The sequence below is a fragment of the Dactylosporangium sp. NPDC005555 genome, from assembly GCF_040605635.1.
Classification (GTDB): domain Bacteria; phylum Actinomycetota; class Actinomycetes; order Mycobacteriales; family Micromonosporaceae; genus Dactylosporangium.
Map to the genome: position 1 here is coordinate 374101 of NZ_JBEXDG010000001.1, position 14282 is coordinate 388382.

Here is a 14282-nt window from a genome sequence, read left to right on the forward strand (position 1 = left end):
GGTGTCCGTCCGGCAGTGGTTCGTCGCCCTCCTCGCCATCTCCGTCCTGGCGGCGTGTGGAAGCGACAAACCGGCGCAAACCGCCGAGCCGCAGCAGCCTCAGTCGCAGCCGCAGCCGCAGCCGCAGACAACCCAGCAGAGCGTCGCGAGCAGCGATCAGCCGACCCCGAGCGCGACACCGGCGAGGAGCCAGAGCGCCGGCGCGGCCGGTAAGGAAGCCAGAGCCGCCGCGTTCGTGAAGCAGCAGGTAGGCACGTTCGGCATCGTGATCCGGGACCGGCAGACCGGCGCGGTCTGGAAGGCGGGCAACACGACCGCCACCACCTGGACCGCGTCGACGATCAAGCTGGCCATCGCCACGGACCTGCTGGAGCGGCACCGCAAGGGCACGATCACCCTCGACGGCACCGACCGGGCCAACCTCGACAAGGCGCTGATCAGCTCCGACAACGACGCCGCGACCGCGTTGTGGAACAGGTACGACGGGCCCGGCATGCTCGGCCGGTTCCAGAGCACGTACGGCATGCGCACGCTCAGCGTCGTCTCGGGGTACGACACCTTCTGGCGCAACCTGAGGTGCAGCGCGGAGGATCTGCAGGCGCTCATGGGCTATGTGCTGGACAAGCTCGACCCGGCGGACCGCGCCTACCTTACGAAGACCCTGCGCAACGTCGCGGGCAACCAGCGCTGGGGCGTGTGGGCGGCCGGCAGCGGGCTCAATCCGGGCAACAAGGACGGCTGGGCGCAGAAGCCGGTCGGTGGCCGCACCGTCTGGGTGACGCACACGGTCGGTTTCGCGGGACCGGGCGAGCGATATGTAGTGGCCGCCATGTACGAGCAGGGCGCGAGCGGCACCCTCGACAAGGGCGCCCACGCGGTGAGCGACGCCGTGGCGACGTACTTCGGCGCGCCCGTACCGGCGAAGATCACGACCCCGTAAGGGCCCGGCGAAAGGCGAACAGGCCGGGCCCCACGAGGAAACCGCTAGTGGTAGAAGTGCCGCGTGCCGGTGAGGTACATCGTCACGCCGGCCGCGCGGGCCGCCTCGATGACCTCCTCGTCGCGGATCGAACCGCCGGGCTGCACGATGGCGGTGACGCCGGCCTCGATCAGCCCCTGCGGCCCGTCGGCGAACGGGAAGAACGCGTCGGACGCGGCAACCGAGCCCGCCGCCCGGTCGCCGGCGCGGGAGACCGCGAGGCGGACGGAGTCGACCCGGTTGACCTGGCCCATGCCGACGCCGACGGTCGCGCCGCCGGAGGCGAGCAGGATCGCGTTGGACTTGACGGCGCGCACGGCCCGCCAGGCGAACGCGAGGTCGCGCTTGACCTCGGGCGACGCCTCCGAGCCGGTGACGAGCTTCCAGTTCGCCGGGTCGTCGCCGTCGGCGTCGACCCGGTCGGCGGCCTGGACGAGGACGCCGCCGGAGATCTGCCGGGACTCGGCCGCGGCCGGGGCCCACGCCGGGGCGCGCAGGACGCGCAGGTTCTTCTTGGCGGTGAGGACGGCGACCGCGCCCTCCTCGTACGCCGGGGCCACCACGACCTCGGTGAAGATCTCGCTGATCTGCTTGGCCAGGTCGATGGTGACCGGCGCGTTGACGGCGATCACGCCGCCGAACGCGCTGACCGGGTCGCACGCGTGCGCCTTGCGGTGCGCGTCGGCGACGTCGGCGCCGATCGCGATGCCACACGGGTTGGCGTGCTTGATGATCGCGACGCACGGCTCGGTGAAGTCGTGGGCGGCGCGCCAGGCGGCGTCGGCGTCGACGTAGTTGTTGTACGACATCTCCTTGCCGCCGAGCTGCTCCGCCTGGGCGAGCCCGGGTGCAGCGGCCGGGTCGACGTACAGGGCGGCCGTCTGGTGCGGGTTCTCCCCGTACCGAAGAGTCGCGGAACGACGCAGCGCCGTGCCCGAAAATTCCGAATTGTCCCGAGCAAACCACGCAGCAACGGCCACGTCGTACTCGGCGATGTGCGCGAAAGCGACACCGGCCAGGGCACGCCGCTCCTCCAGCGTGAAGCCGCCTGCGGCCAAAGAAGCGATCACGCCGTCGTACGACGAAGGCGACGTCACGACCGCCACACTCGGGAAGTTCTTGGCCGCGGCTCGTACCATCGCCGGACCGCCGATGTCGATCTGCTCCACGCACTCGTCGTCGGAAGCACCCGACGCCACCGTGGAACTGAACGGGTACAGGTTGGACACGAGCAGCTCGAACGGCTCGATCGACAGCTCGGCCAGCTGCGCCGCGTGCGACTCCAGCCGCAGATCGGCGAGCAGCCCCGCGTGCACCCGCGGGTGAAGGGTCTTCACCCGGCCGTCGAGCGTCTCCGGGAATCCGGTGAGCTGCTCGACCTTGGTGACCGGCAGTCCGGCCGCCTCGATGCGGGCCGCTGTCGAGCCGGTGGAGACGAGCTCGACGCCGGCGCCGGCGAGGGCGCGCGCGAGGTCCTCCAGCCCGGTCTTGTCGTAGACGCTGATGAGCGCGCGCCTGATGGGACGGCGGTTAGCCACGACCCAACCTGACCTTTCGTTCGTTGACGGTCCAGCCTTCGCGGGCCATCCGGCCGACGGTGTCGACCAGCTGGCGGCGCTCGGCCACCTTGATCCGCTCGAGGAGGGTGTCCTCGGTGTCGTCGTCGAGGACGGGCACCGCGACCTGCGCGATGATCGCCCCGGTGTCGACGCCGCTGTCGACGAAGTGCAGCGTGGCACCGGCGAGCTTCACGCCGTAGGCGAGTGCGTCGCGCGGCCCGTGCATGCCCGGAAACGCCGGGAGCAGCGCATTGTGCGTATTGACGTATCGACCCTCGAACGCTTCGAGGAACCTGGGCCCGACCAGTTTCATGAACCCGGCCGAGACGATGAGATCCGGCTCATACCCACGGCAGGCGGTCGTCAACGCGATGTCCCACTCGTCCCGCGAAGGGTAGGAAGGCACCGCCGCCACGAAGGTCGGCACCTCATGCTTCGCGGCCCTGACCAGGCCCTCGATGTCGGGGCGGTCCGCGCCGACGGCGACCACGGAGGCACCATAGGAAGGGTCCACGGAAGCGTCGAGCAGCGCCTGCAGATTGGAGCCGGAACCGGACACGAGCACCACAAGCCGAACGGTCACCGTAAAACTCTACCGACCGGGTCGGCCCTGCTCAGCGCCGGGCCGGGCGACATAATCGCATGAAAACGGCAAGTTGCTGAGGTTCGGCCGTTCTCCCACTGCGAAGATTTGATCCCGACCAGTACGCTGCGCAGGTTCCGTATCCCCTCGGGACTACCCTGATGCGGAAACGCAGCGACAGACGTCCCCAGCCTTAGGAGCCATCGCAATGGGCTACCCACCACAGGGCCAGGATCCGTACGGGCAGCAGCAGCCGTACCAGGACCCGTACGGCCAGCAGCCGCAGTACGGGCAGCAGCCGCAGTACGGGCAGCCGCAGCAGCCGGACCCCTACGCGCAGCCGCAGCAGCCGGCGTACCAGGACCCGTACGCGCAGCCGCAGCAGCCGGCCTACCAGGACCCGTATGCGCAGCAGCCGCCGGTGTCCGGCCAGCCGTATCCGACGTCGGGCGGTGGCTACCCCACCTCCGGCGGCGCGTACCCGCCCGCCGGCTACGGCACCCCCGGCTACCAGCAGCCCGGCTACGGCGCGCCGCAGCAGCAGAACACGCTCGGCCTCGTCTCGATGATCCTCGGTATCGTGTCGATCCCGCTCGCCTGCTGCTACGTCGGCTTCCTGCTCGGCGCCGCGGCGATCGTGCTCGGTTACCTCGGCCAGCAGAAGGTCAAGCAGGGCCTGGCCAACAACGGCGGCATGGCGCTCGCCGGCATCATCACCGGTGCCGTCGGTGTGGTCGTCGAGATCGCCATCTGGGTCCTCTACTTCGCGGGCGCGGCGAGCGGCTGGTTCGTCTACTAACACCCGGCGCAATCGCCCGGATGCCATGATCCGGAAGACTTGTTGCCGCCATAGCGACCAAAAGTCTTCCGGATCATGAAGAAGGTCTACGTGGTGCCGCCCTGCCGGACCCGGAGCGCGATCTTCGTCGCGGCCGTGGCCAGGACCGTGCCGATCGTCACCATCAGCATCGCGACGAACGCCACCTCCCCGGCCCGCGGACCGATCTGCTCCAGCCCGCCGCTGCCGGCCGACCCGCTCGCCGCGACCGACACCAGCCCGAGCAGCAGCCCCGCGAACGGTCCGGCGAGTGCGGCCGCGCCGAGCAGCGGCACCCAGCCGCGCCCCGGGTCGTTGCGCAGCGACCGGCGGGCGAGCAGCCAGCCAGCGATGAGCGCGGCGGCGAGGGGCAGGCCGAGCAGCAGCGGCGCCCACCCGGTCGCCGGGGTCGACGGCAGCCCGGCCAGCAGCGGCAGAGCCGGCAGCCGGCCCATCGACACCTCGGCGGCGCTGATCGTCGTCTCGGCGCCGATGTTGAACCCGGGGCCGATCAGGTACGCGGCGCTCCACACGGTGACGTCGGGGCTGAAGAAGCCGCACAGCACGACGAGACCGATCTGCCCGGCCACGCCGGTGTGATAGTCGTCGATGATCTGGCCGGCGTCGCCGCCGCTGACCGCGACCGCCATCCCCGAGACGGCCGCGCCGGCGCCCAGGATGAGCAACGCGGCGACGGCCCCGGTCCGGGTCGCGTCACGGATCACGCCTGGTAGCCGGCCGGCGAGCCGGGCGATGCCACGGGCCTCGACGAACGCGCCGAGACCCCCCGCCAGCAGCCCGAACCCGAAGAACGTGAACCCGGCGCCGACGACGGACACCTCGACGCCCTTGTGGCCTGCGACGAGCGCGGTGATGGCGCCGAGCAGCCCGTACACGACGGCGATGCACCCGGTGGCGCGCGCCGCCGGCCACGGCGTCCAGGCCCCACCGCTCGGGCGGGCCCGGGCCCCGACGGCACGTGCGGTGTGCACACCGGCGCGGTACACCCGCCAGACAGCGACGGCCGTCAGACCGAGCGGGGCAAGGGACAGCGGACCGATCCCGGTGTCGAGCGGGACCCAGTGCGCGAGCAGCCAGCCCGCCGCGCCGACGCGCAGGATCTGGGTCAGCGACGCGCCGGAGCTGTCCACGGCGTGCAGGAGCCAGACCACGACGAGGGTCGGCGCGAGCGTCACGACGGCCGCCCACAGTGTGGTGACGGTGGCGGCGAGGACCAGCGGGGCACGGCGGGCGGGGCGCCGGCCGGTCGGCCGGCCCCGCGTGGAGCGTCGCTGGATCGGCAGGCGGACGGTCTCCCGATCGGCCAGCCGGGTCTGCGCCCCTTCGTCTGGTTCCTCTGGGGTGGTGGGCATCGCTCTTACTCTGTCAAAGACAGGACGGCCGGTCACTGACCCCGGCCGTCCCAATCTTCATGGATCTGTGGTGTCACAGCGCCTTGACGAGGTCCCGCATCAGGTTGGCGGTCTCGGTGGGGGTCTTGCCGACGCGGACGCCGGCGGCCTCCAGGGCGAGCTTCTTCGCGTCGGCGGTGCCCGCCGAGCCGGAGATGATCGCGCCGGCGTGGCCCATGGTCTTGCCGGGCGGCGCGGTGAAGCCCGCGATGTACCCGACGACCGGCTTGCGCACGTTGGCCTTGATGAAGTCGGCCGCGCGCTCCTCGGCGTCGCCGCCGATCTCGCCGATCATGACGATCGCCGCGGTCTCCGGGTCGGCCTCGAACGCGGCGAGCGCGTCGATGTGCGTCGTGCCGATGACCGGGTCGCCGCCGATGCCGATGCACGTGGAGAAGCCGATGTCACGCAGCTCGTACATCATCTGGTACGTGAGCGTCCCCGACTTGCTGACCAGCCCGATCTTGCCGGGGCCGGTGATGTCGGCCGGGATGATGCCCGCGTTGGACTTGCCGGGGCTGGCGATGCCGGGGCAGTTCGGGCCGATGACCCGGGTCTTGCCGCCGACGGCCTGCAGGTGCGCCCAGAAGTTGGCCGTGTCGTGCACCGGCACGCCCTCGGTGATGACCACCGCGAGGGGGATCTGCGCGTCGATCGCCTCGAGCGTCGCCGACTTCGTGCCCGCCGGCGGGACGAAGATGACGCTGGTGTCGGCGCCCGTCTGCTCGATCGCCTCGGCGACGCTGGCGAACACCGGCAGCTTCGTGCCGTCGAAGTCGACCTGCGTGCCCGCCTTGCGCGGGTTGACGCCGCCGACCACGTTCGTGCCCGCGGCGAGCATCCGCCGGGTGTGCTTGGAGCCCTCGGCACCGGTCATGCCCTGGACGATGATCTTGCTGGACTCGGTCAGCCATACCGCCATGGTCGTTACACCCCACTCGCTGCGAGCTCGGCGGCGCGGCGGGCCGCACCGTCCATCGTGTCGACCCGCTCGATCAGCGGGTTGGCGGCGTCGTCGAGGATCCGGCGACCCTCGTCGGCGTTGTTGCCGTCGAGGCGGACCACGAGCGGCTTCGCGACCGTCTCACCGCGGTCCTTGAGCAGCTGCAACGCCTGCACGATGCCGTTGGCGACGGCGTCGCAGGCGGTGATGCCGCCGAAGACGTTGACGAACACGCTCTTCACGTCGGGGTCGCCCAGCACGATCTCCAGGCCGTCGGCCATGACCTGGGCGCTGGCGCCGCCGCCGATGTCGAGGAAGTTGGCGGGCTTGCTGCCCACGCCCTCGCCGGCGTACGCGACCACGTCGAGCGTCGACATGACCAGGCCCGCGCCGTTGCCGATGATGCCGACGTTGCCGTCGAGCTTCACGTAGTTGAGATTCTTGGCCTTCGCCGCCTGCTCGAGCGGGTCGGCGGCTGCCTTGTCCTCGAGCTCCTCGTGGTCCGCGTGACGGAAGCCCGCGTTCTCGTCGAGGGTCACCTTCGCGTCGAGGCAGAGCACCGTGCCGTCGGTCGTCTTGGCGAGGGGGTTGACCTCGACCAGCGTGGCGTCCTCGGCGAGGAACGCCTGCCACAGCTTGACCGCGATCGACACGACCTGGTCGGCCACGTCGGCGGGGAACTGCGCCTGCTCGACGATCGAGCGGGCGAGGGTCTCGTCGACACCCTTGACCGCGTCGATGGCGACCTTGGCGACCTTCTCCGGCGCGTCGTGCGCGACGGTCTCGATCTCCATGCCGCCGGCGACGCTGGCGATGCACAGGAACGTGCGGTTCGCCCGGTCCAGCAGGTACGAGAAGTAGTACTCCTCGGCGATGTCGGCCGTGGTCGTGACCATGACCTTGTGGACCGTGTGGCCCTTGATGTCCATGCCCAGGATGTTTGTCGCGTGGCTGGTGGCCTCGTCGGCCCCCTCGGCCAGCTTGACGCCGCCCGCCTTGCCGCGGCCGCCGACCTTCACCTGGGCTTTGATGACAACCCGGCCGCCGAGTTCCTCGGCGATCGCACGGGCCTCTTCAGGGGTCTCGGCGACGCCGCCGCCCAGCACCGGCAAGCCGTGCTTGGCGAAGAGGGCGCGCCCCTGGTACTCGTACAGGTCCACAGTGGTCCCGTTCCGTCAACCGTGCCGCCTGCCCCATCGCGAGGACGGCTCAACGCTCGCAGCCTAACCAGGTCTGAACAGGCTGCGACTTGGCGGGTGCGGGGTGTGCCGGATTCCACAGCCGTCTCCACTTTCGGGGGACCCGCGTAACCGACCTCCGGGGCCGTCGTTGAGTGCAGTGTCGGCCCGCCCGCACGGGTAGGGCCGGCACCAAAGGCGGCCGATGCCCTGTCGGTCGAGGGGTGGCGGCGGGGCATCGTGCGATAGAGAGGCCGGACGTGTGAGGGGTGCGTCCGGCCTCTCCCCCTTTGTATTCGTATTTCCTATGTACGGGCGTCAATCCCGATGTGTTCGTGTGCCCATTCCACGATCGACTGCGTGGTCGCGCCCGGCGTGAAGATCTTCTTGACCCCGAGCCGCTCCAGCTCCGGCAGGTCGTCGTCGGGAATGATGCCGCCACCGAACACCAGGATGTCCTCGGCGCCGCGCTCGGCGAGCAGCTCGATGACCTTCCGGAACAGTGTCATGTGCGCCCCCGACAGGACGGACAGCCCGACCGCGTCGGCGTCCTCCTGGATGGCGGTCTCCACGATCTGCTCCGGCGTCTGATGCAGGCCCGTGTAGATGACCTCCATGCCGGCGTCCCGGAGTGCCCGGGCGACGATCTTGACGCCTCGGTCGTGCCCGTCGAGGCCGGGCTTGGCGATGACGACGCGGGTCCGCGCGCTCATCCTCACCATCCTTCCCGTTGCGGCGCCCGCTCGGTTGTGGCGCCCATCTTGGCCGAAGGTACCGCATGCCCCGTCCGCAACGACCTTGCGCACCCCGGGTTACGCACAACCAACCGCCAGGGCACTCATTGACTGATACGCCTGTCGTGGCTTGTGGCGCGCATTCCGAATTGGCTACGGTGACCTGCGGTTCAGCATTGCGATGCCATTTCCGAAATGCGACGAATAGGTGGGGGTGCGGACGTATGGACGATGCCCGACAGCCCGGCCGTGCATATCGCGGCCGCCGCCGCGCCCAGGCCGCCCACACCCGCTACGCCGCGGTGCTCACCACCGCCGTCGTCGGCGCCGGCATCGTCGCCCTGGGCGTCTCAACCGCACTGCCCGAGCCGCGCAACGACCTCTCCCTCGAGGCGAGCGGCAACTTCGACGACGTGAGCGTCCGAGGCGGCACCGACCGCGCCGGCCGCTCGCGCACCAGCAACCCCATGTCGAACATGCCCGCCCCCGACGTGTGGATCCTGCCGATGCAGCGCTACACCCTCACGTCCTTCTACGGCGAACGCTGGGGCCGCCTGCACCCCGGCGTCGACCTGGGCGCCCCGCAAGGCACCCCCTTCACCGCCGTCGCCGCCGGCAAGGTCATCCTCTGCGGCTGGAACGGCGGCTACGGCAACAACGTCATGATCGACCACGGCGACGGCATCGTCACCGTGTACGGCCACGCCTCCAAGCTCCTGTGCAAAGAAGGCCAGCTCGTGAAGGCGGGCGACAGGATCGCCCTGACCGGCAACACGGGCCACTCGTTCGGCGCCCACCTCCACTTCGAGGTCCGCGAGCACGACAAGCCGATCGAGCCCCTCGCCTTCATGCGCAAGCACGGCGTAGACATCCAGAAACACACAGAAGCCATCTACGGCTAGCTGGCTGTTACCCGCCTGTCGCCTTCGGCGATAGCTCGCTGCCCCACGCTCCGCGCGGGTCCCGCCGGGGGGATTCTCACCCCCGGAGCCCCCCAATGCGCCGCTCCGCGACGCACTGCCTGCTTGCGCGGCAGACTCACACGCATGCGCGTGGCATCACGTCGCTCGCCCTCGTGATCCGGAAGACTTTTGCTGCTCTGGCGGCACAAACTCTTCCGGATCATTGGTGATGCCCCGAAGCGGGGCGGGGCTTGCGACGAGCAGGTGGTGGGCGGGTGTCAGGGGCGGGTCAGAGTTTGTCGATGGGGGCGTGGCGCAGGACGATCCACATCACCTGGTCGCCGAAGTCGACCTGCGCCTGGGCGCGTGGTCCCGCGCCCTCCACCGCCAGGACGCGGCCGAGACCGTAGCGCTGGTGGTTGACGCGGTCGCCGACCGACAGCGAAGGGATGTCGCGGGCGAGCTCGCTGGCAGTGGAGAGCTTGGAGGCGTCCAGGCCGAGCTTCGCCGCGAGCTGCGCCGCCTTCGGGGTGCCGCCGACGAAGGAGGACGTGCGGGACTGGGCGGGGCCGGTGTTGCGGCCGCCGTGGCCGCCGCCGCCGGACCAGCTGGTATATGCGGCGTCGGTGCGCTCCCACCGGACGAGCTCGGGTGGGAGCTCCTCCAGGAAGCGGGACGGCGGGTTGTAGGCGGGCTGGCCCCAGGCGGAGCGGGTGACGGCGCGGGAGATGTAGAGGCGCTGACGGGCCCGGGTGATGCCGACATAGGCCAGGCGGCGCTCCTCCTCCAGCTCCTTGCGGTCGCTCATCGAGCGCTGGTGGGGGAAGACGCTGTCCTCGAGGCCGGTGAGGAAGACGACCGGGAACTCGAGGCCCTTGGCGGTGTGCAGGGTCATGAGGGTGACGACGCCGGTGTGGTCGGGGTCGTCGGTGGGGATCTGGTCGGCGTCGGCGACGAGGGAGACCTGCTCAAGGAAGCCGGCGACGGTCGCGGGCGGGGCGGCGGTGGCGTCGCCCTGCTCGGCGGCGACGGCGATGGTGGCCTCGGCGCGCTCGGTGTATTCGCGGGCGACGCTGACCAGCTCCTGCAGGTTTTCCACCCGGCCGACCTCCTGCGGGTCGGTGCTCTCCTCCAGCTCACCGAGATAGCCGGAGCGCTCGATCGCCGCCTCCAGGACCTCCTCGGGCAGCGCGGTCTCGGCGAGGGTGCGCAGCTCGTCCAGCAACGCGACGAAGTCGCCGATCGCGTTGACGGCGCGGGTGGAGATGCCGGGGGCCTCCGCGGCGCGGCGGAGCGCGGCGCCGAAGGAGATGCGCTCGCGGGAGGCGAGGGCCTCGACGCAGGCCTCGGCGCGGTCGCCGATGCCGCGGCGGGGGGTGTTGAGGATCCGGCGGACGCTGACGGTGTCGTCGTCGTTGACCACGGCGCGCAGATACGCGAGGGCGTCGCGGACCTCCTTGCGCTCATAGAAGCGGACCCCGCCGACGACCTTGTAGGGCAGGCCGAAGCGGATGAACATCTCCTCGAACACGCGGGACTGCGCATTCGTGCGGTAGAAGACGGCGACGTCTGCGGGGCGGACGCCGGCGTTGTCGGAGAGGCGGTCGATCTCGCGGGCGACCCAGTCGGCCTCGGCGTGCTCGGTGTCGGCGACATAGCCGACGATCTGCTCGCCGGCGCCCTGGTCGCTCCACAGGCGCTTGTCCTTGCGCCCGGTGTTGCGGCCGATGACGGCGTTGGCGGCGGACAGGATCGTCTGCGTGGAGCGGTAGTTCTGCTCCAGCAGGATGGTGCGCGCGTCGGGATAGTCGCGCTCGAACTCCAGGATGTTACGGATCGTGGCGCCGCGGAACGCATAGATCGACTGGTCGGCGTCGCCGACGACGCACAGCTCGCCGGTCTTGCCGACGAGCTCCTTCACCAGCATGTATTGCGCGTGGTTGGTGTCCTGGTATTCGTCGACGAGGACGTGGCGGAAGCGGCGGCGATAGGTCTCGGCGACCTCGGGGTGGCTCTGCAGCAGGTGCACGACGCGCATGATGAGGTCGTCGAAGTCGAGCGCGTGGGCCTCGGTGAGGCGCTGCTGATAGAGCGTGTAGGCCTCGGCGAGGGTGCGCTCCGCGGGGCCGGCCGCCCTGGCCGTGAAGGTCTCGGGGTCGACCAGCTCGTTCTTCAGGTTGGACACCTGGGCGGCGAGACCCCGGGCGGGATAGCGCTTCGGGTCGAGGTCGAGCTCGCGGATGACGAGCTGCATGAGCCGCCGCGAGTCGTCGGCGTCATAGATCGAGAACGTCGACTTGAGGCCGGCGTGGCCGTGCTCGGCGCGCAGGATGCGCACGCACGCGGAGTGGAACGTGGACACCCACATGAGCCGGGCGCGGCCGCCGACGAGGTTGGCGACGCGCTCCTTCATCTCGCCCGCGGCCTTGTTGGTGAAGGTGATCGCGATGATCTCGCCGGGGTGCACGTGCCGGGCGGCGAGCAGATAGGCGATCCTGCTGGTCAGCACCTTGGTCTTGCCCGATCCGGCTCCGGCCACGATGAGCAGCGGGGTGCCCTCGTGGGTCACGGCGTCGCGCTGCGGACCGTTGAGACCCTCGAGGAGCGCCTCGGGGTCGCGGCGGCGGGACGGCTGAGCCGGGGCGGGAGCGGTCACGCCGGACGGCTCGGACTGGGGAAGATCGAAGAGAGCATGCATCGCACCGGCGAGTCTATGCCGACCCACTGACAGAAAACCGCCGGAGGACTTCACGTCGCCGAGAAGACCGTGCCATACTCGGTGACGTGATCGAGCAGGTGCGCTCCTACTTTTTTTACGGCTCCGGAAGTCCGGCAGCCGTAGGTCGCGCCTGAACGCTGAAACCTACCGACGCCCCGGGCTCCCGAGCCCGGGGCGTTCGCGTTCCCGGGCGGGGCACCAGAGCCAGAGCTGACAAGGACGAGAGAATGGCCGCCATCACCATGGAACAGCAGCCCGCCGCCGACGAGCACATCGCCGGCCTGCGCAACCGGATCGACGAGATCGACGCGGCGCTGGTCGCGCTCTGGAAGGAGCGGGCCGCGATCTCCCGCGAGGTCGGCGCGACCCGCGTCGCCGCCGGTGGCACCCGCCTGGTGCTGTCCCGCGAGCGCGAGATCCTGGAGCGCTTCTCCGCGGAGCTCGGCGCCGACGGCACCCAGCTCGCCCTGCTGATCCTCCGCGCCGGCCGGGGCCCGCTGTAACAGGGAAAGCCTGTAGACAGGGAGCATGAGCTTCCCGAGATCAGCCACCCCGCTCCAGGACGTCAAGCGCGTCCTGTGCGTGTTCGCCCACCCCGACGACGTCGACTTCGGGGCCGCCGGCACCGTCGCCGGCTGGGTCGACGCCGGACTCGAGGTGGGATATCTGCTGGTGACGCGCGGCGACGCCGGCGGCTTCGACGACACCCCGCGGATGCTCCTGCCGGCACTGCGGGAGGCGGAGCAGCGCGCGGCGGCCGCGGTGGTCGGGGTGCGCCAGGTCGCGTTCCTCGACGGATACCGCGACGGCATCCTCACCCCGTCGATCGAGCTGCGGCGGGACATCACCGCCGCGATCCGCCAGTTCCGGCCCGACCGGGTCCTGACGAACTCACCGTTGCGCCGCTGGGACCGGATCGCCGGGCCGAGCCACCCCGATCATCTGGCGGCCGGGGAGGCGACGACCTGCGCGGTGTACCCGGACGCGCGCAACCCGTTCACGTTCGAGGACCTCGGCCTGCCGGCCTGGACGGTCCGCGAGATCTGGTACTCCGGTGGACCGGACCCCGATCATGTGGTCGACGTGACCGACACGTACGAGCGGAAACTCAAAGCCCTGAGGGCCCATGTGTCGCAGACGTCCCACCTGGACGACCTCGACGGCATGCTGCGGGCGCGCATGGCGGCAACCGCAACGAGCAAAGGCCGGCTGGCCGAGGCGTTCTCGGTCTTCCACACCGCGTAGTGCGGAAGACCGAGAACACACGAACTACGCGGTGAAGCGGACCCGGCGGCGGCGGACCACCAGCAGCAGGGCCACGCCGCCGGCGACGAGCAGCACACCCGCGGTGATCGCGCCGGTGAGCTTCACGCCGGTCTGCGGCAGGTGCGGCACGGGCGGGGTCACGGTGACCGTGGCCGTCGCCTCGAGCTTCGTGCCGGCGACGCCGGCGAGGATCAGCTTCTGGGTCTTGTTCGGGTCTTTGGACGTGACGAACATCCGGCCGATCGGCACGGAGCCGCTGCCCTTGGCGTCGATCGACACGGTGCCGGCCGCCTCGGCGACGACCCAGAACTTGCCACCGTTGGGCAGCTCGGTGACGTCCTTGCCGTTGGCGTCGACGAGCTTGCCGCCGGTCGCCGTGAGGGTGGCGGTGCCACCGCCGGACACGACGGTGAACGGCCCGATCTTCTTGCCGGCCTCGCCGGACAGGGTGTTCGGGTTGATCTCGAGCTTCGGCTGCGGGTCGGCGGCCGGGTTCTTCGACGCCTTCACGAGGTACTCGCTGACCGCGACGATCACCGCGTACTGCTCGGCGGTGGTGCCGGTGTTGAAGCCGTCGTTGGTCGCGCGGAGCGCGAACAGGTCGGGGTCGGTGATCGTCCAGACGGCGCTCTGCGTGCCGGCGTAGACGAGCTTGTTGAGCAGCTCGGCGCTGATGCCTTCCGGCTTGGTGCCCTTCGCGGCGGCGAGGAGCGCCTCGGCGCCCACCGTCGGGTAGGCGTGGGTCAGCACCCACTGCACCTGGCCGAGCTCGGCCTCGGTGGGCGAGCTGTTCTCGTTCTTCGACCAGGCGGCCTCGACATACGCGGTGTGCGTGATGTCGCGCGCGAAGTCGATGCAGTACGCGAGGACCGGCTCGGACGCGCCGGCGACCTTGAGGCCGAGGCGCGGGGCGCCGGTCTCGTTGCCGTTCGGGTTGCCCTTGGTGTCCTTCGAGTTGATGACCTTGATCGCGTTCTTCGGGTCATCGAGGTAGACCTGAGTGCCGGTGGCGGTGTCGGCGTGTGCGGCGCCGGCTCCACTGAGAGCGACGGCACCCCCGACGAGCACCGCTGCGGCCAGACCGGCCAGACGGGAAAGGTGTGACACGGTGACTGGACCACCTTTGACGAGAATCAGGGGGACGCTCGTTTGTAGCGGTCCGAGGGGCCTCCTGTCACCTCCGGAGCAAC

13 protein-coding genes are annotated in these 14282 nt (G+C 70.4%); 5 read left to right on the forward strand and 8 right to left on the reverse strand.

The window, feature by feature from the left end:
- Position 1 precedes the first annotated feature (1 nt).
- Positions 2-940 carry a hypothetical protein gene (locus ABZS58_RS01790; RefSeq protein ID WP_354776509.1) on the forward strand — a complete coding sequence of 313 codons (939 nt, stop codon included), beginning with the start codon at positions 2-4 and terminating at the stop codon, positions 938-940.
- Between the two features lie 44 nt (positions 941-984).
- Here ABZS58_RS01790 and purH read toward each other — a convergent pair whose 3' ends face one another.
- Both purH and purN read right to left on the reverse strand, forming a co-directional pair.
- Complete coding sequence (gene purH / locus ABZS58_RS01795; RefSeq protein ID WP_354776511.1) at positions 985-2517, reverse strand: bifunctional phosphoribosylaminoimidazolecarboxamide formyltransferase/IMP cyclohydrolase; 1533 nt, start codon at positions 2515-2517, stop codon at positions 985-987.
- The gene (gene purN / locus ABZS58_RS01800; protein WP_354776513.1) at positions 2510-3121 is read right to left on the reverse strand and encodes a phosphoribosylglycinamide formyltransferase; all 612 of its coding nucleotides are present in this window, start codon (positions 3119-3121) and stop codon (positions 2510-2512) included. The genes purH and purN overlap by 8 nt, the downstream gene beginning before the upstream one ends.
- Before the next feature lie 202 nt (positions 3122-3323).
- On the opposite strand from purN, the gene ABZS58_RS01805 reads away from it, so the two are divergent.
- Entirely contained in the window at positions 3324-3920 is a 597-nt protein-coding gene (locus ABZS58_RS01805) for a DUF4190 domain-containing protein (RefSeq protein ID WP_354776803.1), read from the forward strand.
- Between the two features lie 86 nt (positions 3921-4006).
- Here the strand turns inward: ABZS58_RS01805 and ABZS58_RS01810 are convergent, their stop codons facing one another.
- From ABZS58_RS01810 to ABZS58_RS01825, 4 genes are all read right to left on the reverse strand, one after another.
- Positions 4007-5311, reverse strand: a complete 1305-nt coding sequence (locus tag ABZS58_RS01810; protein WP_354776515.1) for a DUF6350 family protein — start codon at positions 5309-5311, stop codon at positions 4007-4009.
- A 73-nt stretch (positions 5312-5384) separates the two neighbouring features.
- Positions 5385-6272 (reverse strand): succinate--CoA ligase subunit alpha, encoded by an 888-nt coding sequence (gene sucD / locus ABZS58_RS01815; protein WP_354776517.1) that lies wholly within the window; start codon positions 6270-6272, stop codon positions 5385-5387.
- A gap of 5 nt (positions 6273-6277) precedes the next feature.
- Positions 6278-7453 carry an ADP-forming succinate--CoA ligase subunit beta gene (sucC, locus tag ABZS58_RS01820; RefSeq protein WP_354776519.1) on the reverse strand — a complete coding sequence of 392 codons (1176 nt, stop codon included), beginning with the start codon at positions 7451-7453 and terminating at the stop codon, positions 6278-6280.
- 323 nt (positions 7454-7776) lie between these two features.
- Entirely contained in the window at positions 7777-8184 is a 408-nt protein-coding gene (locus ABZS58_RS01825; protein WP_354776521.1) for a cobalamin B12-binding domain-containing protein, read from the reverse strand.
- A gap of 245 nt (positions 8185-8429) precedes the next feature.
- On the opposite strand from ABZS58_RS01825, the gene ABZS58_RS01830 reads away from it, so the two are divergent.
- On the forward strand, positions 8430-9107 hold the full coding sequence (locus ABZS58_RS01830; protein ID WP_354776523.1) for a M23 family metallopeptidase: 678 nt from the start codon (positions 8430-8432) through the stop codon (positions 9105-9107).
- A gap of 289 nt (positions 9108-9396) precedes the next feature.
- Here ABZS58_RS01830 and pcrA read toward each other — a convergent pair whose 3' ends face one another.
- A complete protein-coding gene (gene pcrA / locus ABZS58_RS01835; RefSeq protein WP_354776525.1) occupies positions 9397-11805 on the reverse strand; it encodes a DNA helicase PcrA in 2409 nt (802 codons plus the stop codon).
- A gap of 158 nt (positions 11806-11963) precedes the next feature.
- On the opposite strand from pcrA, the gene ABZS58_RS01840 reads away from it, so the two are divergent.
- Together ABZS58_RS01840 and ABZS58_RS01845 are read left to right on the forward strand one after the other, a co-directional pair.
- Positions 11964-12329 carry a chorismate mutase gene (locus ABZS58_RS01840; RefSeq protein ID WP_354776805.1) on the forward strand — a complete coding sequence of 122 codons (366 nt, stop codon included), beginning with the start codon at positions 11964-11966 and terminating at the stop codon, positions 12327-12329.
- A 25-nt stretch (positions 12330-12354) separates the two neighbouring features.
- Positions 12355-13071, forward strand: coding sequence for a PIG-L deacetylase family protein (locus ABZS58_RS01845; protein ID WP_354776527.1), 717 nt, complete (start codon positions 12355-12357; stop codon positions 13069-13071).
- Between the two features lie 24 nt (positions 13072-13095).
- Here the strand turns inward: ABZS58_RS01845 and ABZS58_RS01850 are convergent, their stop codons facing one another.
- Positions 13096-14199: a thioester domain-containing protein gene (locus tag ABZS58_RS01850; protein WP_354776529.1), complete on the reverse strand. Its 1104-nt coding sequence runs from the start codon at positions 14197-14199 to the stop codon at positions 13096-13098.
- Positions 14200-14282 lie beyond the last annotated feature (83 nt).